Here is a 26346-nt window from a genome sequence, read left to right as displayed (position 1 = left end):
TAAATTTATGCCCTTTTAGCCTTCTCCCATGCTCCGCTTTTATTGCCTTTTCGTTTTCGCAGGTAGTTGAATCCTCTTATGACATTGATATTCATAAAGAGGAAATAGTAAGGTATAAAGAGTATTTTGTTTTTTATTTGCTTCGTTGAAAGGTAGTAGCCCCAACTTCCCATGAGGTAAAAAATCGCTTGTAGTAGCCAGATAACAGCGTACAGTAAAGGAGTGTTTGTCGTGAAGATGAGAATTGTGTTGAGGGGAAGCAATAGAAACAGTAATATGGGTGTGAGCGACCAGCGCAGTACCCGGTGTGATATATATTGGAAACTGAATATTCCGTAACGGAAAATATTTAAGAGAGGACGTAGTCGCCAGATGGATTGCAAGCCACCGGCAGCAATACGTACTTTGCGCTTTTCTTCTTCGCGCATATCCGCCGAACCGCTTTCAACGGCGTATGCACCGGCACAATAAGCTATGGTGTAACCATGCATCACAATGCGCAGCGATAGGATGAAATCATCAAGTAAAGTGTCTGTTTTCATCTTCTCGAACAATTCGCGGCGGATGGCAAATAGTTCACCTGCTGCACCTACTGCCGAGTATAAACGTGCATCCAATGCTTTGAGAGTGGATTCGTATTTCCAATACATTCCTTCACCACCGGAGGCGGCATTGTCTTTGGTTTGCATGGCAATACGTTTTTCGCCTGCTACACACCCTACTTTAGGGTCGGTAAAGGCATATACTATTTCCCGTAAAGCTTCGGGGTTCAAGTGAGTATTGGCATCGGTAAACACCACTAGCGGAGTTTTCACGAATTCCACGCCCCGGTTAAGAGCAGCTGTTTTGCCTTGGCGTTCGGGTTGATGAAGAACGGTAGCTTGCGCCCAACGTGCAAGATACTCGTTGGTGTGGTCATTGCTGCCATCGGTTACCCATAAGATATGAAGTTTGTCCGCAGGATAGTCCAGTTCAAGGCAGTTGCGCATTTTTTCATCTACAACTGCTTCTTCATTATATGCTGCTATAAATAGGGTTAGTTCTGGTAAGTCTGCATCAGCAGGCATAGGACGACAAGAAGGTTTGCGAAAAGATTCTTTTATCTTAACGAGGATGTATAACAGAATTCCATATCCTATGTAGGTATAGAAAACTATAAAGACACTTACCCAAAAGAGTATCTCACAGACTTTCATTGTATCAGATTATATTGTTTTTTGGTGCTATAAATAATTATTGCTCGCCAAAAGTATGGATAATCTTTTTCTGATGCAAGAAAATGTTTGAAAAAACTTTGCAAATCGGTGCAAACCTTTGCGTATGTTAAAAAGCTTCAGTCATATTGAAATAGAATAGCGTTTGGTTGTTGACGGTATTCTTTCCTAAATCCAGACGAACATTCATGCGGGGCTGTACCTCAATACGTAGTCCAACGCCATAGTTGGGCAATACTCCTTCTATTTTTCCCGGTGTGGGACCCATAAAACCACAGCCCGTCCAGGCTACGAAACCAACATGATTGAGCATACGTTTTATCCAGGTACTCTTGTCAGTGTTAATCATCTGGCGGTATTCCGCCATTACTATGTGCGAAGACTTGTCGCGATATTGTCCCATGTAATAACCGCGAAGGTCGAAAGGAGTGCCTGTGAGGGCGTATTGATTCAGAGGGATGTCACCAAATACATTTTTAGACTGTGCAGTCCAGGCAATCACTTTACGCTTTCCTACGGATTTGTATTGACGGTAATCTAATTCCAATCGGTAGAAATTATTATTACTGCCGATGATTTTGGAATACATCATTCCTCGGAAATCGAGATAAAGCCCCTTGTAGGCGTTTGCCGGAAGGTCACGACTATCGTACGTCAGCAGGAAACCGACACCGGAATTGAAATTCTTATATCCTTTGTCCGTTCCTCCGGCTTCCTGATAGAAAGGTTGCTCTATCAAATGCTTGGCAGGGTCTGTGATATGGTCATAATTGATGTCGATCTGAGGTCCTGCAAAAAAGTTGCTGTGCCCTAAACGGAACAAGAACGACGGGTTTATTTGAACGCCACTGTATCGGTATTGGCTGGTGGTATCGCTACGGACATAATCTTTGTTGGTAGAATAACCAATTCCATAGATGTTTTCTTGTGTATTCTTATAACTGAATTTTCCGAAAATACGGAAGCGGTCATCTTTGAAGAACAGTTGAGGTTTTGCCATCAGATTGATTCCTCCATTAAACATCAATGCGATGGCAACGGGTACAACAGAACGCAATTGGGTTGTATCGCTCGGATTCATACGGAAAGTCATCAATGAACTTCCGCCTATCAACACTCCAAAGTCCGGAGTATAACTGGGACCACCTAAAATGTTATAATGGAAATTTCGTTTGGCTACTTTCTGCTTACGTAATTCGCTTTTAGTCAATGTGCGAGTCGTGTCGTTTGTTTCTGAAACTTGGGCAGAAACGGTGGTTGCTACTATTAGCAACGCAATCATACCTATTATATATCTTTTCATATTCGCTTGAATGTGGGTGCAAAGAAAACTATTATTTTTGAATTAGTTTTCAACTTGATGTACAATAAATCTAAAGATTTTACTAAAAGTTTCAAAAAAGCAACTAATTTTGCACATTGTCAAATTACATTTCTAAACATTTTATCTAATATGAATAAACGAATAATCTCAGTAATTGTTTTTAGTGTCACTCTGTTTTCTATGTACGCGCAAGGCGGAAAAGGGGGGATCAGTGACGCGATGCTGAAACAGATTCAGCAAAGTTATCAGGGTACAGCATCCGATAAAGCTATTCGTAATGCTATTTCTAATAATGACATCCGTAAGTTGGCTGTAAACTTGGATAATCAGAAAGGAATGGATACTAATTTTTCTATTAAAGTAGACTCAAAAGGCATTACAGACCAGAAATCTTCCGGTCGTTGCTGGTTGTTTACAGGGCTGAATGTAATGCGTGCCAAGGCATTGGCTAGTTATGGTTTCCCGACTTTCGAGTTTTCTCAGATATATCCGTTCTTTTGGGATCAATTGGAAAAGTCCAACCTTTTCTTGCAAGGCATTATCGATACGAGTGATAAACCATTGAGCGATAAAACCGTTGAATGGTTGTTTAAGAACCCATTGAGTGATGGCGGTACATTTACGGGAGTTGCCGATATTGTAACGAAATACGGTTTGGTACCTAAGGAGGCGATGCCTGAAACCAATAGTAGCGAAAGTACTTCTCGTATGGCAAATCTTATTTCTCTGAAATTGAAAGAGTATGGTTTGCAACTGCGTGAACTGGCAGCTAAGGGCATTAAAACCGCAGCTTTGGAGAAAGAGAAAACGGCTATGCTCGGTACTATCTATCGTATGCTGGCGTTAAATCTTGGCGTACCTCCTACGGAGTTCGAATTTGTTCGTAAGGACGCCAAAGGCAATCCTGTTGAAACGGAACATCATACCCCGATGTCCTTTCTCGATAAGTATGGCGACAAACAATTATTGACCAACTACGTAATGCTTATGAACGATCCCAGTCGTGAGTATTACAAATGTTATGAGATAGATTACGACCGCCACCGCTACGATGGCAAGAACTGGACATACGTCAATCTTCCCATTGAAGATATTAAGGAAATGGCGATTGCTTCTTTGAAAGATAGTACCATGATGTATTTTTCTTGCGATGTAGGCAAGTTCTTGGATTCGGATCGTGGACTGCTCGATGTGAAAAACTATGATTATGAATCATTGATGGGTACATCCTTCGGAATGGACAAGAAACAACGTATTGAAACCTTCTCCAGTGGCTCGTCACATGCAATGACGCTGATGGCTGTAGACTTAAATAAAGAAGGAAAACCCGTGAAGTGGATGGTTGAAAATAGTTGGGGAGCCGGAAGCGGTTTTCAGGGCCACCTCATTATGACTGATGAATGGTTCAATGAATACATGTTCCGTCTGGTAGTGGAAAATAAATATGTCCCTGCCAAGATTATGGAATTATTCAAACAAAAGCCTATACGTCTGCCGGCATGGGACCCTATGTTTGCGGAAGAAAAATAAGAGAATATCAATCGGGGAAGAAAACCCCTGGATTCACCTTTAGAAATGCCTCGCGTTTGCTTCGGAAACGTGAGGCATTTCCGTTTAAAATCCCTGAGGTTTGTGGGATAAATGCGAGGCATTTTAGTTGCAAACATGAGGCGTTTTACCTGCAAACATGAGGCTTTTCAGTAGCAAATACGAGCCCTCAGAAGGCGGTATTTACTTTCCGTGCTCGCAAACGGTGTGAATTGCGGAAATTTATCCGTAATTCCTTTCTTTTTTCCTCTTTATTCACATTATTATTTATTACTTTTGCGGGCAAATTAATGAAACCATTATTTTATATAAACGCATGGCAAATGTAATTAAGTTACGCAAAGGCCTTGACATTAACCTGAAAGGCGCTGCTGCCCAAGAGTTTATGTCTGTAGAAGAACCGGGATTTTATGCATTGATTCCCGATGATTTTACAGGTGTCACTCCGAAAGTGGTGGTGAAAGAGCAGGAGTATGTGATGGCTGGGGGACCCTTGTTTATCGACAAGAATCATCCTGAATTGAAATTTGTTTCGCCCGTAAGCGGCGTAGTGACAAGCGTAGAACGTGGTGCCCGTCGCAAGGTGCTGAACATCGTCGTAGAAGCTGCCGCTGAGCAAGACTATGAAGAATTCGGCAAGATGGACCCGTCTAAGATGAGCGCTCAACAGGTGAAAGAAGCACTGCTGCAAACCGGTATGTTCGCTTTTATCCGCCAACGTCCGTACGACGTAGTTGCTGATCCGACGGTAACCCCGAAAGCAATTTTTATCTCTGCTTTCGACAGCAACCCGCTGGCTCCCGATTTCGAATTCGCTCTGAAAGGTGAAGAAGCAAACTTCCAAACAGGACTCGACGCTTTGTCCAAAATGGCAAAGACGTACTTAGGTATTAGTGTAAAACAAAAAGCAGCCGCTCTGACGCAGGCAAAGAACGTTACTATCACTGCTTTCGACGGACCTAATCCGGCAGGTAACGTAGGTGTACAAATCAATCACATTTCTCCTATTGTAAAGGGTGAAACGGTATGGACTATCAGTCCGGAAGCCGTTATTTTCATCGGAAGACTGATGAATACCGGTCGTGTAAACATGACTCGTACAGTGGCTGTAACCGGTTCTGAGGTGTTGAAACCTGCTTACTGCAAACTTCAGGTTGGTGCATTGGTAACAAACGTGTTCAAAGGTAATGTAACTACCGACAAAGATCTCCGTTACATCAGTGGTAACGTGCTGACCGGTAAAAAGATTGCTGCGAATGGTTTCCTTGGCGCTTTCGATAGTCAACTGACGGTGATTCCCGAAGGAGATGAAATTCATGAAATGCTGGGTTGGATTATGCCACGTTTCAATCAGTTCAGTGTCAATCGCTCTTATTTCAGCTGGTTGATGGGTAAGAAAGAATATGTGATCGATGCCCGTATCAAAGGTGGCGAGCGTCACATGATTATGTCTAACGAATACGATCGTGTATTCCCGATGGACATCTTCCCCGAATATCTGGTGAAAGCAATCATTGCAGGCGATATCGACCGTATGGAAGCTCTGGGTATCTACGAAGTAGCTCCCGAAGACTTTGCACTTTGCGAGTTTGTGTGCTCTTCTAAAGTAGAAGTACAACGCATCGTACGTGCCGGACTTGATATGCTTCGTGCTGAAATGGCGTAATTCAATTAAAAATATTAGAATTAAAATTAATAATGAAAGCGTTAAGAAATTATATCGATAAGATAAAGCCGAACTTTGAAGAGGGCGGCAAATTCCACGCATTTCAGTCTGTGTTCGACGGATTTGAGACATTCCTGTTCGTCCCCAACAAGACTTCGAAATCGGGAGCGCATATTCACGACTCCATTGACAGCAAACGCATCATGTCAATCGTGGTTATTGCGTTGATACCGGCATTGTTGTTCGGTATGTATAACGTAGGTTACCAGCATTTCCACGCTACCGGTGCTGCCGGCGGCTTTGTAGAAATGTTTGCGTACGGTTTTCTGGCAGTATTGCCTAAAATTATAGTATCATACGTAGTGGGTCTCGGCATTGAGTTCGTAATTGCTCAATGGAAGAAAGAAGAAATTCAAGAAGGTTTCTTGGTTTCGGGTATCTTGATTCCGATGATCGTTCCCGTTGATTGTCCGTTGTGGATTCTGGCGGTTGCTACTGCATTTGCTGTAATCTTTGCGAAAGAAGTATTCGGTGGTACTGGTATGAACGTGTTCAACGTTGCTTTGATTACCCGTGCATTCTTGTTCTTCGCTTATCCTACAAAGATGTCCGGTGATGCCGTATGGATTCCGGGTGATACTATTTTCGGTTTGGGTGGTGAAACATTCGTGGATGGTTTTTCCGGGGCTACTGCACTTGGAGTGGCGTCTACGGCTACCGATCCTAATGGGTATCTACCATTTTCCTGGGATATGGTGACTGGCTTGATTCCGGGCTCAATCGGTGAAACTAGTGTGATTGCTATTGCCTTGGGTGCTATTCTGTTGTTATGGACAGGTATTGCAAGCTGGAAGACCATGTTCTCCGTATTCGTAGGCGGTGCATTCATGGCATTTATATTCAACACTATCGGTCCTAATACTGCTATGGCTCACATGCCTTGGTACGAACATCTCGTGCTGGGTGGTTTCTGCTTCGGTGCTGTATTTATGGCTACCGACCCTGTAACTTCAGCTCGTACAGAGACAGGTAAATACATCTTCGGATTCCTGATCGGTGCAATGGCTATCATTATCCGTGTACTGAACCCCGGTTATCCCGAAGGTATGATGCTTGCCATCTTGCTGATGAACATCTTCGCTCCGCTAATTGACTACTGTGTAGTACAGAGCAACATCGGTCGTCGCGAAAAACGTGCAATCAAGTCTAACAATTAAAATACCGGAAAGAAATGAATACCAATAGTAATAGTTATACTATCATTTATGCTTCGGTAATGGTTGTTATCGTTGCATTCTTGCTGGCATTCGTAAGCTCTTCTTTGCGTTCCATTCAGAACAAGAATGTAGAACTCGACACGAAGAAGCAAATTCTTGCTGCCTTGAACATCAAGGACGTGAAGGATGCCGAAGCAGAATATAATAAATATGTAAAGGGCGATATGCTGATGAACGTTGACGGTACATTGGCTGAAAACACAGGAGCTTTTGCCACTGGTTATGAAAAAGAAGCCAAAGAATACCAACGCCTGCATGTATTTGTAGCAGAGGTAAATGGTGAAACTAAATATGTATTCCCTGTTTATGGTGCCGGTCTTTGGGGTGCAATCTGGGGATATATTGCTCTGAATGCTGATAAAGATACAGTATATGGTGTATACTTCTCGCATGCAAGTGAAACTCCGGGTCTGGGTGCTGAAATTGCAGGTGCACAATTCCAAAATGAATTCTTAGGTAAGAAAACATTGGAGAATGGCGAAGTTGCTCTCGGCGTTGTAAAGAATGGAAAAGTAGATAAACCTGAATATCAGGTGGACGGAATCTCGGGTGGTACCATCACTTCTGTAGGTGTTGATGCTATGTTGAAGGTTTGTCTAAGTAACTACAAGAATTTTTTAACTAATAATGATGAGGAGAAATAAGAATATGGGATCATTGTTTTCAAAGAAGAATAAAGAAGTATTCTCAACTCCGCTTGGATTGAATAACCCCGTTACCGTACAGGTACTGGGTATTTGTTCTGCCTTGGCTGTTACTGCTAAACTGGAGCCTGCTATCGTGATGGGTCTTTCGGTAACTGTGATTACAGCATTCTCTAATGTAGTGATTTCATTACTGCGCAAGACAATTCCTAACCGCATCCGTATCATCGTTCAGTTGGTAGTGGTTGCTGCGTTGGTAACTATTGTAAGTGAGATTTTGAAAGCATTTGCTTACGACGTGAGTGTACAGCTTTCTGTTTACGTAGGTCTGATTATTACCAACTGTATCCTGATGGGACGTCTCGAAGCGTTTGCTATGCAGAATGGTCCTTGGGAGTCTTGTCTCGATGGTATCGGTAACGGTTTGGGTTATGCCAAGATTTTGATTATTGTAGCTTTCTTCCGCGAGCTTTTCGGTTCAGGTACATTGCTTGGTTTCAATATCTTGAACTATGAACCATTGCAGAAGATAGGTTATGTGAACAACGGCTTGATGTTGATGCCTCCTATGGCGTTGATTATCTGCGCTTGCTACATTTGGTATCAGCGTGCTCATCACAAAGAGTTGCAAGAAAAGAACTAATCAGTAGTCAAGAATTCAGTAATTTAACTACTTGCTACTTTAACTACTTAAATAGTATGGAACATTTATTAAGTTTATTCGTCCGCTCCATCTTTGTGGACAACATGATATTCGCTTTCTTCCTCGGCATGTGTTCTTACCTTGCCGTATCGAAGAATGTGAAGACTGCTGTAGGACTGGGTATTGCTGTAACCTTCGTATTGGTGGTTACTCTTCCGGTCAACTACTTGTTGCAGACCAAGGTGCTTGCTGCTAACGCAATTATTGAAGGCGTTGACCTCAGCTTCTTGAGTTTTATTCTTTTCATTGCCGTTATTGCCGGTATCGTGCAGTTGGTGGAAATGGCTGTTGAACGTTTCAGCCCTTCACTTTATGCTTCATTGGGTATCTTCTTGCCGTTGATTGCTGTAAACTGTGCCATCATGGGTGCATCTCTGTTTATGCAACAACGTATCAATGTAGGCGAAAGCGATCCGAAATACATCGGTGACGTATGGGATTCAATTTCTTACGCATTAGGTTCAGGTATCGGTTGGTTACTGGCTATTGTCGGTCTGGCTGCTATCCGTGAGAAGATGGCTTATTCTGACGTACCCGATGCACTGAAAGGTTTGGGAATCACATTCATTACTGTAGGTCTGATGGCTATTGCGTTCATGTGTTTCTCTGGTTTGAACATCTAATAAAGAAAGGAATAAGACAATGGATATGAATTTGATATTAGCGAGCGTTGCGGTATTCCTTGTGGTTATCGTTTTGCTTGTTGTTATCCTGTTGGTTGCCAAGAAATTCTTGGTTCCGTCGGGTAATGTAAAAGTGACTATGAACGGCGATACTGTACTGGATGTAGAATCCGGTTCTACGCTGCTCAATACGCTGTCTGTAAATGGTGTATTCCTTTCTTCCGCTTGTGGTGGTAAAGGTTCTTGCGGACAGTGCAAATGCCAGATTTTGGATGGTGGTGGCGAAATCCTACCTTCCGAAACTCCTCACTTCAGCCGTAAGCAAGTCCAGGATCACTGGCGTTTGGGTTGTCAGGTGAAGGTGAAAGGCGACATGGATATTAAGATTGACGAATCAATCTTGGGTGTAAAAGAGTGGGAGTGCGAGGTTATCTCCAACAAGAACGTAGCTACGTTTATCAAGGAGTTCATCGTTGCGTTGCCTAAAGGCGAACACATGGACTTCATTCCCGGTTCTTACGCACAAATCAAGATTCCTAAATTCAAAATGGATTATGATAAGGATATTGATAAGAGCTTGATTGGCGACGAATATCTGCCTGCATGGAAAAACTTCGGTTTATTCGGCTTGAAGTGTACAAATGACGAAGAAACCATCCGTGCATATTCTATGGCTAACTATCCTGCTGAGGGAGACCGTATCATGTTAACAGTACGTATTGCTACGCCTCCTTTCAAACCGAAAGATCAAGGTCCTGGTTTTGTTGACGTAAATCCGGGTATTGCTTCTTCTTACATCTTCACACTGAAACCGGGTGATAAGGTAATGATGAGTGGTCCTTACGGAGACTTCCATCCTATCTTCGATTCTCAGAGAGAGATGATGTGGGTAGGTGGTGGTGCCGGTATGGCTCCGCTGCGTGCACAAATCATGCACTTGACTAAGACGTTGCATACCACCGACCGTAAGATGTCTTACTTCTATGGTGCACGTGCGCTGAATGAAGTATTCTATCTGGAAGATTTCTTGCAGATTGAAAAAGACTTCCCGAACTTTACATTCCATCTTGCATTAGACCGTCCGGATCCGGCAGCCGATGCAGCAGGTGTGAAATATACGGCAGGTTTCGTTCATCAGGTAATCTACGAGACTTACTTGAAGAATCACGAAGCTCCCGAAGATATTGAATATTATATGTGTGGTCCTGGCCCCATGTCGAAAGCAGTTGAGAAAATGCTCGATGATCTCGGTGTTCCAGCACAGAACCTGATGTTTGACAACTTCGGTTAAGCGACGATTGTTTTCGCTTAATTTTTAGAAATAGAAGCGGCAGTTGATGAGAATCAACTGCCGCTTTGCTCTTTTTATAAAGTAGACTCTTTTTTTAGAAACAGTTTACTTGTCACTACCTCCTTTTTTATTCGTACTATTGGAGTTAACCATGTCATCAACTTCTTCAATAATATTATCTGCAGCCTGAGATGTTTGGAGGGGAGTGTTTTTAAACCCTAACACTTTTACTTCTATAAAGCCCATAGCACGTTGCATTTCAGGCGATAGAGTACATTGTGCGGAACATTTATATTTGGTAGAATCGAACTCCAGAGAGTCTATAGACCAATCTTCAGAGAGCTCAGGAGTGAAGAGTACATTATTGGTCTTTACTGTATAGCCTTCACATATCAAGTCACGTACGGTTCGATCGTACTGGTCTATGATATAAGTTAGTTTGCCATAACTTATTTCTACCCCTTCTTTTATAAGTCGTTCGGCTATGTCCTTATGGCTTTTTACGATCTCTTGAGTAGATAGCTCTGCGGATTGTTTTGTCGTACTCTCTTTTTCGGACTGGTTTATCCACAGCCATATTTTCCAAAAATAATAGGATGCGCCCATTTGTTTGTTTTTAATTTAGTATTAGTAAAATCTGTTTATATCAAATTTTCCTTCTCAGAGGAATCTTCTTTCTTTAAAAAACGCTGTGCAAAAATAGCATATCATTGTTTATCAAGACTAAATATAGGAGGGGACAAAAAGTGGACATTTGGATATATTTGGGGGGACATGAAGTAAGACGTTGATTTACAAGAGCTCGTGATATATAGATTCTGAAGATATTTATGTATGTTTGTCTCCGTTTTATTAAAAACACTTATTTTTAATATATAAATATGTGTATGAACCTGATGAAAGTAAAGAAAATACTACTGCTATTTATTTTGTTGCTTCCTGTCTTGGCAGGAGCAAATACTCAGCAACATGAAGTTGATAGCCTTGAAAGTATCTTAAAAAAACATACTACTGAAGATACAACTAAAATAAATCTACTTAATAAAATTGCCTGTGTACTTTCCAATCATAATGCAAAGAAATCGAGAAGTTATGCTGAACAATCCGAAGGACTATCTAAAAAACTTCATTATCAGAAAGGAGAAGCCGAAAGTCTTTGGATAATAGGACTTGCCATTCGAAAAAGTGACAGAAAAAGAGCACTTGAGTATTTTGGAAATGCTATTGAAATAGCCAGAAATACAAAAAATGATGAACTAATAATGAAGTTGCTATATAATGTCACCCGAGAACTGAGTAATGATGGTGGTGACTCCGAAGATATGCGACGGCTTCATGAAGTTGTTGATCTTGCAAAGAAAAACGGAGATAATGCAATGCTTGGGGCCGCATACAGGCAGTTAGGGTTCATTCATGGCCGTCAGAATAATTTTCCTGCTGCAGCCGAATATTATCTATCTGCTCTGAAAATCAATGAACAAATAAAAAATCAAACAGGCATATTTTATAGTCTTCTAAATGTTGCTGCTGTTCAAGCCGATCAGAAAGACTTGGATGCAGCTGTCCAAACAAGTCTGAAAGCATATCTACTGGCCAAGAAAGAAAATAACCGGAAATGGATAATTCTTAGTCATATACGACTTGGGGGATTATATATAGGTAGAAACCCCTCTTATGCACTTCAGCACCATCAGAAGGCTTTAGCCTTGACCAATGATAGTGATGTTTCCGACCGTGCTATTATTCTCACGAAAATAGGAAGGATCTATATTAATAAAGGTGACTATGATAAAGCCATGACTGTTTTCGACGATGCTTTAACCTTGGCTACTAAGAAAGGTCTAAAGCGCACTTGTAGCGAGTTATGGCATGCTATGGGAGTTATCTATTTAAAACAGAAAGACTATGATAAGGCGATAAGTTATACACTTAAATCACTTGCATTGGCTGAAAAGACGAAGCTCCCGGATCTTGAAATCAAATGTTACGAACAACTATCCACTCTCTATGCCGAAACAGGAGCATTCAACAAGGCTTATCAAAATCAGGTACTGCTTAAAGCGTTAAATGACAGTATCTTCAATGAAAAAAACACTCGGAAAATAGCTTTTCTGGAAAGTTCGTACAAATATGACAAAGAGCGACAAACTTATGAAATGGAGAAGGCAAGCCAGAGTATGGCAATCAGGAATCAAAAGCAAATTATACTTTTTCTTATCATCGTTTCAAGCCTTATACTTTTTCTGGCATTTGCTATTTATTGGTTCAATAAGTTGAAGAAGAAAGTACTTCAACTCAAAATTGAGAATATCAATCATGAACTTGAAATGAATCAGAAGGCAATGGCTGCTGCTACGCTCAAGCTGGTCCAGAATTCTGAGCGCGATGCTAATTCCATTAAGATACTGGAGAATGTAGAAAAGAATACAGTAGAAGAGAGTCAGAAGGAAATCAAATCATTGATAGCCGATTATAAATTTAAATCCTATAATTCGAATTGGGAAGAGTTTGAAATCATGTTCGAGAAGATTAACACCTCATTTTATGAGAAACTTAACACAAGATATCCAACGCTCACACCTAATGAGAGAAAACTGTGTGTGTTCCTTAAATTGAATATGAGCAATAATCATATATCCCAAATTACTTTCCAATCGGAGGAAGCTCTTAAGAAGGCACGTTTACGACTACGGAAGAAACTAGAGATAGATCGTGATGTAAACCTGACTGCATTTATACAAAGCTTATAAAGAATGAAGAATACTGGATAACTTTTTTCGTGCAAGCATGAAAGTTCTGCGTTCTATTTGTGTTATCTTTGCCGTAAATCAGATTATTCAAGTTTCGCAAGTTAAAAAGAAGAGTTCACATGCGGGCATAAAAAAGGCATAGGGATTTCTGTATGTTGCAGAAAATGAGTATCTTTAAAGTGCTCAAACAATACAATACTCAGCCCTATGCCGTTGCACAAAGTTACAGACTTTCTTTCAGAAATTAGCACATTCTTTAAAAATAATGATGCGCATAAAGCAATGTATTCCATGAAAAAGACGGATCTCATGATTGACATGATCAGAAGAGCCATCAAAAGGGGCATCAAGTTCAGATATGTTCTGGCTGACAGTTGGTTTGCCAATAAAGAGATCATCCGTTTCATTCATTCCCGTCACATTAAGTGTGATTATTTGGGTATGATAAAGATAGGTGAGAAAGGAAAGACCACTTACGTTTTTGAACGAAAGTGTTTTACTGCTCCTGCATTGATCAAATTGCTTGTCAAGCGCGGTCAGAAAAAGTACAGCAGAAAACTTCGTTGTTATTACATAACCGCTGATGTGACTTTTGCCGATACTCCCGTACGTCTGTTCTTTGTAAAAAGAAGCAAGAACGGTGTATGGAACGGCTTGATTACAACCGATACTGTACTTGGCTTTTTTGAAGCTTACAGAATTTATTCCCAAAGATGGGCTTTGGAAGTCGTATTTAAGGAATACAAAGGGTTGCTTGGGCTGGGCAAATGTCAAGCCAACAACTTTGCTTCGCAGATTGCAGCCACTTCCCTGATCGTATTGCAGTATAACATTCTCTCTATTGCAAAGAGATTTACAGCATACGAGACAATGGGAAAACTCTTTGAAGCTGTTTCCAAGGATTCCTTGGAACTGTCCATTACTGATCGCATTTGGGGTGTTCTGCAAGAAGTCATCATAGCAATAGCCACACTCTTCGGATTGACTGATGAGGACATCTATGAGGCTATTATCAACAGATCGGAAGAGATGAAACATATTTGTGATATTTACAAATTAAAACTTGCAAGTTGAACTTGCGAAACTTGAATCAGATTACATTATGAAACCTGCAGATATTCTTCGCAATTTAAAGACCATCCTTATCTGTAGTCTGCGCCAATCCATGACGGGGCGTTACATCATTTGATAGAAACAGTTTTTGCCAACATGTAGTAAACCATAAAATGTTGATTGTAAGAACTGAAGATACTGGTATTATTTATACGAAAAAGACAGAGGGAGAGGATGAGTGTGACTGTACTTACACCAATATGCTTCTCCAAAGAAAGGTGGTGGAGCAAGTTCCTCATACTGAATTGACTGAACGAGGTACTAGGTTATCATTCGTTACATCTTTATCACTTAAAACTTTTGTCGTCTCACTTAAATTCTCTATTTTTGCTTCCATAATCATCTCCTTTTGATTATTGTATATTAGTCTTTTAGCGATAGCTAATATATGAATAATTATCGAGAAACTATTGTTTACGTCTTCTATTTAGGGGTGAAAAACTTTAGTAGCTATATTGATATCAGGCTTGAGTTTGAAAAAGTATAGAATAATATAGAAAGAGTGAAATGGAAATACACAAGATAATTACCAAACTGGGTTTTGAAATGCAAAATAAGTAGTGGATTACTCGTGAGAGGTAGTAGGTTGTATTACGTATAATTAAGAAATAGCATATGGAAAATTGGGCGAAACAGATGGCTTACCCGATTGATGATATCATTCAAGAAGTCTATCAGAATATAGCAAATAAGAATGTAATTCCTGTGATTGGTGATGAGATGGTCTATGTGGTCAATGCGAAGGGTAAAGGAGAAGCACAATCTTTTCAGACGGCATTAGTCGATTGGCTCTTTAACAAGTTCCCAATGCTTTGTGATAAGGCTCATCAAGAAGATTATCGTAGCATATGCAAAATGGGCTTGAAAGGTATGTCCTTTCTAAATAAATTGTTTAGCAAATGCAATGATAACCTCAAAACGGGTATTCGTGCTTTCCTAAATGAAAAAGGAAATTTACTTCGGCTGCACCCTCAGGTGGAGCAATTGCTTTTGCATGCCGATTTTCCATTGATTATCACTACCTCTTATACTAATGCTATTGAGCAACTGTTGGAAAATAGATACGAATCGCTTTCTTATTATAAAGAGAAGTCGAAACAGGATATTGGTAATATTGTCATCAACCAAGATGATTGTGAAGTGATTGATAAACGAACTATTTATCATTTGTTTGGAAAAATCAACTCCAATCTGCCTTGTGTAATCACTGAAATTGATTTTCTTTCTTATCTTCACTGCCTTCACGACAAACAGACACAACCAGAACGTTTGATGAACTATCTAAAGAATCGTTATTTGGTGGCATTGGGATGTAATATGCCTGATTGGACGTTTCGTTTTCTGCTTTGTTCGTTTAAAAATCTGACCAAAACTAATTCTGAAAGTAAAAGCAACAAGTATAATGGCGGGGTACTACAACCAAAGATTGATGAGGATATGGTAGAATTTCTGTCCAATATCGATTACTATTCCGGTTGTCAGATTGATAACTTCTTGGAAAAGTTGAATCAGAAACTCTCTGAACGTGTTAAAGTCAGCGTGTTCCTTTCTTATAGCGAGAGTCCACAAGCTACTACTTATCAAGCCATTTTAAATGCCAAACAGCAGTTGGAAAATTATTTTGATGTTTACTTCTTTCCGGATCGTCCTAGTGAGTTGACCCAACAATATTGGAATGACATCCGGAATGGATTGGAAAAGGCGAGGTATATTATCCCCGTGATCACTCCTAAGTTATTGCGTGTTATTGAGCGTTCACCCAGGCTTGCTGTAGAGCCCCAGCCCGATGATAAGCAGGAGAAAGGCATTATCACAGAGTGGAAATATGCTATGGAGATTTATGAGAAGAAATACAAACCTACTCTTTATAGTTTACCCCTTTTGCTGGATGGTTTGACTGTTGATGATACGAAGGATACTTTTATGGATTCTAACAATCCCGGTATTGTACGAATTAGAGAACTTATTTTTCCCTTAGGAGGTAGTCAGCAAGCTGATTCTATCGACCAAATAATAAAAGTGATTCAAAATATTAGTAGATAGTTATACTATGAACGCTCTTGATTCTAATACAAATCCTTGGAAAGATATAGCCGCCTATACAGTGGCAGATGCTGCGAGTTTTAAAGGAAGAGACTTTGATATTATTCGTTTTGCTGAATTGATAGAAAGGAATGTCTGTTCCACACTGTATGCGGAATCGGGTATCGGTAAGACTTCGTTTCTACATGCGGGTATTGTACCTCGTTATATTAAGAAGAACTATTTAGTTAAAACCATTGTCTTTAACGATAGTTTTTGGAGTATGATGCACCAGACTTCAATGGAGTGCCAGAAGCTAGAAAGTGAGCCTACGAAGAGTAGGGAGGTGTTGAAACTGCAAGTACTGAAGCATAAAGCCGAGCTGTGGATGATAGAGCAACTGTTGGGATTCCCTGATTTAAAGCTTTCATATCGTTATCAGAAAGAGGTGGATGAAGAATGGGTATTGCCATTTCGGAAGCAATCGCTTTGGTGGTTGTTGCATGCTTACACTTTCCGTAGCGGGAGTGACAAGCAGAGTAAGGAGCAGATGTGGTTGTTGCTCTTCGATCAGTTTGAAGAAGTATTTGTCAAAACTAGCGATGAATTGATTCATCAAGCTCTTTTTCAAATCTTTGATGAACTTGCCAGTACCTTGCCGCCTGCTGAAGTGATTTATAAGTTAGAGGAGTTGGAGAAGCAGCATCAATATCTGGAAATAGATACAACCCCTAACTACCGTATCGTTTTTTCGATGCGCAAAGAGTATCTTGCAGACTTTGACTATTGGACCAATCAATTCTATTCCATCCCCGAACTACTTTATAGTCGCATGCTACTTCTACCCTTTACGGTAGAACAGGCATTGGAAGTAGTGACGGAACAACAGCAAGGCGGACGGCGTGTGGTCACATTCGATGATATTGCTGAACAGGTTGTTATGCGTCTGCAAAGTCACAACCAACGGCAGAAGTCCGGTGATGGTAGTACTAATGTAGTGGAACCGTTTATGCTTTCAGTAATCTGTAGCCGCCTCTATGCCTATGCGAATAAACAACAGAAGGCGATGTTGCATCAGGATGATTTGGAGGCAATAGACATCTCTAACCTGCTTTTTGATTTCTATTTGGAACGTACCGGTCGTTTGAAAATATCTGCTCGCCATCTGCGTAAGATAGAGCATGAGTTGGTAGATGAGCAGGGGGCTCGCAATCGTGTGAAGCCTGATACAGGAGCACTCCGTAAGATAAATTTTAAACAGCGTTATCAACAGTCGTTGGAGAATGAACATCTGATTCGTGGTGTGGATGGTTATGTGGAGTTGATTCATGACCGCATAGTGGAGGTCATTGCTCGCAAGCGAAAGACTGAGGAGGAACATAAACGAAAGCTTGGGTGGCGCAGCCTGCTTGTAGGAGTGATTGGTTTGTTCATCGCTTTTACAATCGGTAATGAGTTGTTCACTTTCAATTCGTCTGATCCGCGACCTATGTTGAAGAAGTATATTCATCTGGATGAGTATTGGAATTGGAAGCGGGATTTGGAGGATAATAAAGAAATCTATAAGGATTTGGTTGTCCGGATGGTGGTGGATTCGGTAGGTGATGATCGTTATGTCTCAATCAATGGTTATCCCAACCTGGAGCATCTGATTGTGCGGAGCCGTAAACAGATAAGATTGGGTATTGGTAATTGTCCACAACTTAAGACCCTTACATTGTCTGATTCTATCCGAGGGCTTAGATTGTCTGATTGTCCCCAATTGCATCATTTGCGTTTACCCTCCAAACTGCAGGATTTTTGGAGAACAAGTGGCTTGGAGTTGACATCTATAGATGTAGGTGATAATCCTTGCTTTGCTTGGGAAAATGGTCTCTTGTGGGAGCTTGACCGTAGGATAGAGAGGGGTAGAATTATAAATGATGCTATAGTTTATGCACTTCCTCAAACAGATACTATAGTGCCTTTTCCTGCAGTCTATCAGGAGGTGGATGTCGCGGAATATGGAGGACAGCGTTATCACAATGCCTTAAAAGGAGTGGACAACTATCGCCTTGTGCAACGGGATGGTATTTTGGAGAAGATTTGGTTTAAGCACTGGGTTGATACGCTTGATTTGAGCCAAGAGCTTCTTATTGATTCGATAGCAGACGATGCGGTGCGTCAGTCCAACTATTTCCGAGTACTGTTGCTACCTCCCCATCTGAGAGGGATAGGCAGAAATGCCTTCGCGGCTTGTGACAGTTTGCGGGAAGTACGTTTTCCGTATTCACTTCGGACTATCGGCTATTGTGCCTTTGCGGCTTGTCATCAGTTGCAGGAGATAACACTTCCCAGCCGACTGCAGCAATTAGGAGATCGTGCCTTTGCCGATTGTACCGGCTTGCAGCAGGTGGGATTGCATGGAGTATCTAAATCCTTCTATTTCCATAACAGTCCTTTTTATGGAGCGGATAATATCAGAGAGTTTATTACGCCGGCTGATTCTTCCTGCTATAGGGTAGAGAATAATGTAGTTTATTATAGAGACGTGCCTGTGGTAGGCCACCTACCGTTACCTCTTGAACGTACTGATACTATTGCCCGGCGGGGCAGTGTTGCCTATTACTATCAGAAAGGTCGTATATGGGAAGAGGGGGATGATTATAAAGGCATTCTGTGTAATTCGCAGACCTCACTTCGTACTTCATTGACATCGTATCGAGGTGGGTATTATCTAAAAGGTTATGCTAGTTTAATTTGTAACCGGACAGGCCAAGCTTTAGAGTGTCTCTACCTTGTACCATACAGGAATAATTTTGCTATTGATTATTATTTTGAGAAGACTCCTTGCGGATTGCGGGAGATTCACTCTCCTTTTGTTTTTCCAAATAATAAGATATTATTGGATGATTCGTTGAAAGCTCAGATCACACTCTATGTACCTTCCGGATGTAGTCAATACTATTTAGAGAAGAAAGCCTATCAGGGATTCAAAGAAATCAGAGAGGATGGTTGTATGGAGCGGTTATGGACTTTGGTCCATTTTTATGCTATTAGTCCTCTGAACTTTTTTGTGCTCTATCCATTGTGGGGTACAGCTATAATCATTGGTGTCTGTATCGCTATTATTGTTGTGTTTGGGTTGATTAGAAGAAATTTGATGCGGAGAACAGATCAATCCTTGGAATTTAATCGTCGAAAAATCAATCGGTATGCCTTTTTCACAACTCTCTGCTTGCCTGTTTGTTGGTTCATCTTTTACTGGACTGCTCTTTTAACTTTGAATTTGGGATGCATTGGTGCGAATATCATAGCTATTCCGTTGACATTTTTCTTTACTTGGGAGCTGATTTACAGCAAACATGCCAATGTGCTCCAAGATATACAATTGGTTTTCAAACGTTTGTCCCATTTCTATAGAGATTTACGTAAACGGGAGTTTCGTCAGCAACTCTATCATCATTGGAAAGTCAGTTTGTTGCATCGAATAAAAAGATGGCATCTTTTAACAGCTTTGGGATTGTTTTTGTTGATTGGTGGCAGTTATGAACTTTATCAGATACGCAAGACTTATCGGCAAACTATTGCCTCGGCTACTGTATGTCGGGATAAAGGAGATAATGAGCGTTTGCATGCTGCGCGCACTTTAACCACTTTACGTCCGTCATTCTTATTCCTGTTGCCCGATGCAGAGGTGCATTTGTTGGATAGCCTTTGTACGGATTATATCGATCAGTTCGACAATGGCAAACCGATTACCTATAGGGATGTCAAGACTTTCGATGTCAGCGAGGATGAACAAACCCTGGTGACGGTTTCCGCCAATGGTGATGAACGGATGTTATGTGTTTGGTCATCAAAGGATGTTTCGGTAAAGCATCAGATGTATTGTGGTTCATCGAACCGTTCCATTACTTCTGTCCGTTTGAACTCCTCTGGAGATAAGCTGTTGGCACTATCGGATGATGCGGTTCTACAATGGGACATAGCCACTGAAACCTTATTGACGCAATTGACGCAGAAGGATGCTAAATTTAAGACGGCAGTTTATACTCAGCGAGGAGCTCGGGTAGTTTCTGTGGCGGATAGTCTCTATCTGTGGGATGTCGATCGAAAACAACATAGAGGTATCTTGCGCATAGCGGATAAGGATAAAGTACGGGGAGTAACGATCTCGCCCGATGCCAGCTTGCTGTTTGTGGCTTTTGAAGATCAACCCGCTATACTTTGTGAAGTAGAGAGCGGTCACTGCTCCGCTTTGTCCGATGCCTTGGATATAACAAAGGCAGTCTTTAGTCCCGAAGGTGGGATGTTGGTTACTCTCGGGAAAAGCGGCACTGTGCAGATTCGTAACCTCTATACCGGCAAGATAGAGAAAGAGGTGGATGACGTGCAGGCATATAGTGAGCGTTTTGGATCATTTAATCGGTCAGGGGATAAATTGGTTTTGCAGCGTAGTAATAAAGGAGTTAAGATCGTGGATTTGATGTCATACAATGTATATTTTCATTATATTCCAGAATATACCAATGAGCCTGTTTTGGGTCGTAACTCCGACGTGATTTATCTGCAGATAGGACGGAAACTCGCTAAGTATAGCCTTTCCAAACAGAAAGTTTTGCAAAGCTATGAGTCTGGTGGGCATGGAAGTTATACTCTGCAGAGTGTAGATGTCAGCAAGGATGCTCGATGGCTTGTAACCACCTCAGGGGATAAAAAGGCACGCTTCTTTGATCTGCAAAAAGGAGTGTATATTGATGAGACAGAACAAGCAGACAGTATTACAGATAGGTTCGCGGTCTTTTCGAAAGTCCCCAAACCACAACTTACCTGTGATGATGGAAAAATGGTTTATATAGCTTTAGATTCGGTCAATAGAAAACCATTGCGACGTATTACTCAAAGTCAACCTAATTCTATGGCTCTATCTCCTGATGGAAAGTGGCTTTTTACTTGTTCTGGTTTGGATGTATTCCAATGGTACCTTCCACATACTTTGAAAGAGAAACTTCTCTTTTTGCGAAAGATTGTGGAAAAGGAAGAGCCCTAAGTGTCTCTCTGAATAAAATGTTCCTCGGAATATAGAATGCCGAATTGTCGTGGAAAGGTAATAGCCATTCTTGCAGGAATACCTATATTTGCAACAAAAAAAATGATTATGCTGGAAATAAAGACAATTCTTCAATCTTTGAACATTGAGCAGCTTACTCCCATGCAGGAAGCCACTTACAAGGCTTACACTAAACAGTGTGACCTAGTATTGCTCTCACCTACAGGTTCGGGCAAGACACTTGCGTTCCTGCTTCCGCTGGTACAAACATTAAAAACAGATGTGCAAGGTGTGCAGGCTGTAGTATTAGTTCCCTCTCGTGAGCTTGCTTTACAGATTGAAACTGTATTCAAAACTATGAATACCCCCTTTAAAGCTATAAGTTGTTATGGAGGTCGTCCTGCCATGGAAGAACATCGTACAATGCGAGGTGTCAATCCTGCAGTCATTATAGGTACTCCGGGACGAATGAACGATCATTTGAAGAAAGAAAATTTCAATGCTCATACAGTAACTACATTGGTTATTGACGAGTTTGATAAATGCCTTGAGTTTGGATTCCACGATGAAATGTCTGAGGTAATCGGGCAATTGCCCTCATTGAGAAAACGCATACTGCTTTCTGCTACAGATGCTGAAGAAATTCCACGGTTTGCAGGCATTGGCAGGAAGGACGAGTCTTCGGATGTTGATTCTTCACAAGCCAATTTGATAAAATTGAACTTTCTTTCTACAGAACCCGTTTCTTCACGATTGAATTTGCAGAAGGTTATTTCACCTGAAAAAGATAAACTCGAAACACTATATCGTCTGTTGTGTACATTGGGAGAGTCTTCGACTTTGGTATTCGTCAACTACCGCGAGAGTGTGGAACGAGTAACTGACTATCTGAAATCAAAGAAATTCCCCTGCGATGCCTTTCATGGAGGTATGGAGCAACCCGACCGCGAACGTGCCCTTTATAAGTTTCGTAATGGTAGCTGCCCCGTATTGGTATCTACCGATCTTGCTGCTCGCGGATTGGATATTCCCGGCATAGACAACATTGTTCATTATCATCTTCCCGTAAACGAAGAAGCCTTTACTCATCGTAACGGGCGTACTGCGCGTTGGGAAGCAAGAGGCTCTTCTTTTCTTCTTCTGCATTTCGAAGAACAGTTGCCCGATTATATAGCCGAAGATACTCCTGTCTTTGAATTGCCGGAACAAACCCCGAAACCTACCAAATCCCATTGGACTACTATATATATAGGTAAGGGCAAAAAGGATAAACTAAACAAAATAGATATTGTAGGTTTCTTATATAAGAAAGGTGGTTTGGCAAAAGAAGATATCGGGCAGGTAGATGTAAAAGAGCACTATGCTTTTGTGGCAATTCGGCGTGGCAAAGTAAATCAACTTCTTACCTTGATCCGCAATGAGAAAATCAAAGGAATGAAGACCATTATAGAGGAGGCAAAATGACTTTTCTTATAAATATTCATTTTTATTTCACTTTTTCTACCGAATAAAAAGCAATCAATCTTATTAGCTTTCAATTTACCTTTTATTATGGTTCATGATAAGTAAAGATAACAATTTGGTGTATATTTCTTGTATATACCAATAAAAAGTAAGGTAAATGAGTGTGAATAGTAGAATTTAATAGGGAAAGATTTGTAATGCAGAAATATTTCCGTAATTTCGCCAAGTCGAAAGACACAAACTAACGAAATTGTATAACCAAAACAAACTTCAAATGAAAAAGCATAATTTCAATGCAGGACCTTCAATTCTTCCGCGTGAGGTGATAGAGGATACAGCGAAGGCTATTTTAGATTTCAATGGATCCGGTCTTTCTCTCATGGAGATTAGCCACCGTGCTAAAGACTTCCAGCCCGTAGTGGACGAAGCCGTAGCATTATTTAAAGAACTACTCAACATACCCGAAGGTTATTCGGTACTGTTCTTGGGTGGTGGTGCTAGTCTGGAGTTTTGCATGATACCTTTCAACTTCCTTGAAAAGAAAGCTGCTTATCTGAACACTGGCGTATGGGCCAAAAAAGCGATGAAAGAAGCCAAAGGATTAGGAGAAGTTGTAGAAGTTGCCTCTTCTGCTGAAGCCAACTATACATATATTCCTAAAGACTATACTGTTCCGGCTGATGTAGATTATTTCCATATTACAACAAACAATACAATTTATGGTACTGAGTTGAAGAGTGATCTTGACGTAAATGTACCGATGATTGCCGATATGTCTTCTGATATATTCTCACGTCCGATTGACGTTTCCAAATATATTTGTATCTACGGTGGTGCTCAGAAAAATCTGGCTCCCGCAGGTGTTACATTCGTTATCGTGAAGAATGATGCACTGGGTAAGATGTCACGTTACATTCCTTCCATGCTGAACTATCAGACACATGTAGATAACGGTTCTATGTTCAATACTCCTCCGGTTGTTCCTATTTATACTGCTTTGCAGACTTTACGCTGGATCAAGAAAGAAGGTGGTGTGAAGGAAATGGAACGCCGTGCTATTGAAAAAGCTGATATGCTGTATGCTGAGATCGATCGTAACAAGATGTTTGTAGGAACTGCTGTCGAAGAAGACCGTTCACGTATGAATATCTGTTTCGTTATGGCTCCCGAATATAAAGAACTTGAAGCTGACTTCATGAAGTTTGCTCAGGAAAGAGGCATGGTAGGTATCAAAGGACACCGTTCAGTAGGTGGTTTCCGTGCATCCTGCTACAATGCGATGCCAAAAGAAAGTGTACAGGCTTTGATAGATTGTATGCAAGAATTTGAGAAACTCCATTAATAATTAATTTTTCGCCACAGATTACACAGATTATAACAGAGTGTTTTTTAGATAAAAACCTGTGTTCATCTGCGTAATCTGTGGTGAGTCGTTTTTAATAATACCATAAGAAATATGAAAATATTAATTGCAACAGACAAACCGTTTGCTAAAGTAGCTGTAGACGGTATTCGCAAAGAGGTTGAAGCAGCAGGTTATGAACTTGCCTTATTAGAAAAATATACAGAAAAAGCACAATTGCTGGATGCTGTGAAAGATGCTAATGCTATTATTATCCGCAGTGATATTATAGATGCAGCAGTGTTGGACGCAGCCAAAGAATTGAAGATTGTAGTTCGTGCAGGTGCCGGCTATGATAACGTAGATCTGGAGGCAGCCACTGCTCATGGAGTGTGTGTGATGAATACTCCCGGACAAAACTCTAATGCTGTGGCAGAACTAGCTTTCGGTATGATGGTTATGGCAGTTCGCAACATGTATAACGGAACTTCCGGTACAGAATTGATGGGCAAGAAGCTTGGTATTCACGCCTATGGTAACGTAGGTCGTAATGTAGCTCGTATTGCAAAAGGTTTCGGTATGGAAATTTATGCTTTCGATGCCTTCTGCCCGAAGGAAGTGATAGAGAAAGACGGTGTAAAAGCTGTAGCTTCTGCCGATGAACTTTACTCTACTTGTAACGTAGTATCTTTGCATATTCCTGCAACTGCCGAGACTAAGAATTCTATCAACTATGCTTTGGTGAACAAAATGCCAAAGGGTGGCCTTTTGGTAAACACAGCTCGTAAGGAAGTAATCAACGAAGCCGAGTTGATCCAATTGATGGAAGAACGTCCTGACTTGAAGTACATGACTGATATCATGCCTGCTGCTAATGAAACTTTTGCAGCTAAATTTGTAGGCCGCTATTTCTCTACACCGAAGAAGATGGGTGCACAAACTGCGGAAGCTAATATCAATGCAGGTATTGCAGCAGCTCAACAGATTGTTAGCTTTTTCAAAGACGGTTGCGAAAAGTTCCGTGTGAATAAGAAATAATTTCTTCATAATCTAATTACCATGGCAATAATTAAACCTTTCAAGGGCGTTCGCCCTCCTCAAGACTTAGTAGAACAAGTTGCTTCTCGTCCGTACGATGTACTCAATTCTGAGGAAGCCCGCGAAGAAGCAGCAGGAAATGAAAAGTCATTATACCATATTATTAAACCTGAAATTGATTTTCCCGTAGGTACTGACGAACATGATGAAAGTGTTTATCGGAAAGCTGCTGAGAACTTTAAAATGTTTCAGGAAAAAGGCTGGTTAGTGCAGGATGAAAAAGAAAACTATTACGTATATGCCCAAACAATGAATAGCAAGACGCAATATGGTTTGGTAGTAGGAGCTTACGTTCCCGATTATATGAATGGCATCATCAAGAAGCATGAATTGACCCGCCGCGACAAGGAGGAAGACCGTATGAAACATGTTCGTGTGAACAACGCCAACATTGAACCGGTATTCTTTGCTTACCCCGATAATGCTACACTTGATAGTATCATTGCACGTTACACCGCTGTAAAACCCCTATATGATTTTATAGCTCCGGGCGATGGTTTCGGTCATACTTTTTGGATTATCGACCAGCAGGCAGATATAGATATTATCACCCAAGAATTTGCTAAAATGCCGGCTCTTTATATTGCCGACGGCCATCATCGTAGTGCCGCCGCTGCTTTAGTGGGCGCAGAGAAAGCCAAACAAAACGCTAATCACAAAGGTGATGAAGAATACAATTACTTCATGGCTGTTTGTTTCCCGGCTAACCAATTGACTATTATCGACTACAATCGTGTTGTGAAGGATTTGAATGGCCTGACTCCCGAACAGTTTTTAGCTGCTGTCAGCCAAAACTTTACCGTGAAAGAAGAAGGTACAGAAATATATAAACCAACTGGCTTACATAATTTCTCCCTATATCTGGATAGTAAATGGTATAGCCTGACTGCTAAACCGGGTACCTACAACGATAATGATCCTATCGGAGTATTGGATGTAACCATCTCTTCTAATTTGATATTGGATGAAATTCTGGGTATCAAAGATCTTCGTTCTGATAAGCGAATTGATTTTGTGGGTGGTATTCGTGGTCTTGGCGAACTGAAGAAGCGTGTAGATAGTGGTGAAATGAAAGTTGCTTTAGCTCTCTATCCAGTCTCTATGAAGCAGTTAATGAATATTGCTGATACCGGTAACATCATGCCTCCAAAGACTACTTGGTTTGAGCCAAAGCTGCGCTCGGGACTGGTGATCCACAAACTTGACTAAATAAATTATTTATTTTAATAATAAAT

The 26346-nt window shown here is 40.9% G+C and carries 17 protein-coding genes and 1 pseudogene; 15 read left to right on the top strand and 3 right to left on the bottom strand.

From position 1 onward, the window contains the following. Positions 1 to 5: 5 nt before the first annotated feature. Entirely contained in the window at positions 6 to 1196 is a 1191-nt protein-coding gene (locus tag Q1W14_RS18835; RefSeq protein ID WP_300704221.1) for a glycosyltransferase family 2 protein, read from the bottom strand. Between the two features lie 127 nt (positions 1197 to 1323). Next, the gene (locus Q1W14_RS18830) at positions 1324 to 2517 is read right to left on the bottom strand and encodes a BamA/TamA family outer membrane protein (RefSeq protein ID WP_300704220.1); all 1194 of its coding nucleotides are present in this window, start codon (positions 2515 to 2517) and stop codon (positions 1324 to 1326) included. 150 nt (positions 2518 to 2667) lie between these two features. On the opposite strand from Q1W14_RS18830, the gene Q1W14_RS18825 reads away from it, so the two are divergent. The 7 genes from Q1W14_RS18825 (at position 2668) to nqrF (ending at position 10290) form a co-directional block, all read left to right on the top strand. Continuing rightward, entirely contained in the window at positions 2668 to 4068 is a 1401-nt protein-coding gene (locus tag Q1W14_RS18825) for a C1 family peptidase (RefSeq protein WP_300704219.1), read from the top strand. Between the two features lie 334 nt (positions 4069 to 4402). Further along, a complete protein-coding gene (locus tag Q1W14_RS18820; protein ID WP_300704218.1) occupies positions 4403 to 5752 on the top strand; it encodes a Na(+)-translocating NADH-quinone reductase subunit A in 1350 nt (449 codons plus the stop codon). A 32-nt stretch (positions 5753 to 5784) separates the two neighbouring features. Then, positions 5785 to 6969: an NADH:ubiquinone reductase (Na(+)-transporting) subunit B gene (locus tag Q1W14_RS18815; RefSeq protein ID WP_300704217.1), complete on the top strand. Its 1185-nt coding sequence runs from the start codon at positions 5785 to 5787 to the stop codon at positions 6967 to 6969. A 14-nt stretch (positions 6970 to 6983) separates the two neighbouring features. Beyond that, on the top strand, positions 6984 to 7673 hold the full coding sequence (locus Q1W14_RS18810) for a Na(+)-translocating NADH-quinone reductase subunit C (RefSeq protein WP_300704216.1): 690 nt from the start codon (positions 6984 to 6986) through the stop codon (positions 7671 to 7673). Between the two features lie 4 nt (positions 7674 to 7677). Next, complete coding sequence (locus Q1W14_RS18805) at positions 7678 to 8316, top strand: NADH:ubiquinone reductase (Na(+)-transporting) subunit D (protein WP_300704215.1); 639 nt, start codon at positions 7678 to 7680, stop codon at positions 8314 to 8316. 56 nt (positions 8317 to 8372) lie between these two features. Then, complete coding sequence (nqrE, locus tag Q1W14_RS18800) at positions 8373 to 8999, top strand: NADH:ubiquinone reductase (Na(+)-transporting) subunit E (RefSeq protein WP_300704214.1); 627 nt, start codon at positions 8373 to 8375, stop codon at positions 8997 to 8999. Positions 9000 to 9018: 19 nt separating this feature from the next. Continuing rightward, positions 9019 to 10290 (top strand): NADH:ubiquinone reductase (Na(+)-transporting) subunit F, encoded by a 1272-nt coding sequence (gene nqrF, locus Q1W14_RS18795; RefSeq protein WP_300704213.1) that lies wholly within the window; start codon positions 9019 to 9021, stop codon positions 10288 to 10290. A 105-nt stretch (positions 10291 to 10395) separates the two neighbouring features. Here nqrF and Q1W14_RS18790 read toward each other — a convergent pair whose 3' ends face one another. Then, on the bottom strand, positions 10396 to 10896 hold the full coding sequence (locus Q1W14_RS18790) for a DNA-binding domain-containing protein (protein ID WP_300704212.1): 501 nt from the start codon (positions 10894 to 10896) through the stop codon (positions 10396 to 10398). A gap of 281 nt (positions 10897 to 11177) precedes the next feature. Between Q1W14_RS18790 and Q1W14_RS18785 the strand changes: the two genes are divergently transcribed. The 8 genes and pseudogenes from Q1W14_RS18785 to Q1W14_RS18750 all read left to right on the top strand — a co-directional run bounded on the left by Q1W14_RS18785 (position 11178) and on the right by Q1W14_RS18750 (position 26320). Then, positions 11178 to 13040: a tetratricopeptide repeat protein gene (locus tag Q1W14_RS18785; RefSeq protein ID WP_300704211.1), complete on the top strand. Its 1863-nt coding sequence runs from the start codon at positions 11178 to 11180 to the stop codon at positions 13038 to 13040. Positions 13041 to 13346: 306 nt separating this feature from the next. After that, positions 13347 to 14114, top strand: a pseudogene (locus tag Q1W14_RS18780) (transposase); the annotation flags it as partial. 654 nt (positions 14115 to 14768) lie between these two features. After that, on the top strand, positions 14769 to 16196 hold the full coding sequence (locus Q1W14_RS18775; RefSeq protein ID WP_300704210.1) for an SIR2 family protein: 1428 nt from the start codon (positions 14769 to 14771) through the stop codon (positions 16194 to 16196). A 7-nt stretch (positions 16197 to 16203) separates the two neighbouring features. After that, positions 16204 to 21207: a leucine-rich repeat protein gene (locus Q1W14_RS18770; protein WP_300704209.1), complete on the top strand. Its 5004-nt coding sequence runs from the start codon at positions 16204 to 16206 to the stop codon at positions 21205 to 21207. A 108-nt stretch (positions 21208 to 21315) separates the two neighbouring features. Further along, a complete protein-coding gene (locus tag Q1W14_RS18765) occupies positions 21316 to 22671 on the top strand; it encodes a DEAD/DEAH box helicase (protein ID WP_300704208.1) in 1356 nt (451 codons plus the stop codon). A gap of 274 nt (positions 22672 to 22945) precedes the next feature. Further along, the gene (serC, locus tag Q1W14_RS18760) at positions 22946 to 24013 is read left to right on the top strand and encodes a 3-phosphoserine/phosphohydroxythreonine transaminase (protein ID WP_300704207.1); all 1068 of its coding nucleotides are present in this window, start codon (positions 22946 to 22948) and stop codon (positions 24011 to 24013) included. 114 nt (positions 24014 to 24127) lie between these two features. Beyond that, entirely contained in the window at positions 24128 to 25051 is a 924-nt protein-coding gene (locus Q1W14_RS18755) for an NAD(P)-dependent oxidoreductase (protein WP_300704206.1), read from the top strand. A 21-nt stretch (positions 25052 to 25072) separates the two neighbouring features. After that, on the top strand, positions 25073 to 26320 hold the full coding sequence (locus Q1W14_RS18750) for a DUF1015 domain-containing protein (RefSeq protein WP_300704205.1): 1248 nt from the start codon (positions 25073 to 25075) through the stop codon (positions 26318 to 26320). Positions 26321 to 26346: the final 26 nt, after the last annotated feature.

The organism is Bacteroides sp., from assembly GCF_030151085.1.
GTDB lineage: Bacteria > Bacteroidota > Bacteroidia > Bacteroidales > Bacteroidaceae > Bacteroides.
The sequence above is the reverse complement of the archived record's forward strand: the minus strand, read 5'-3'. Positions and strand labels throughout refer to the sequence as shown.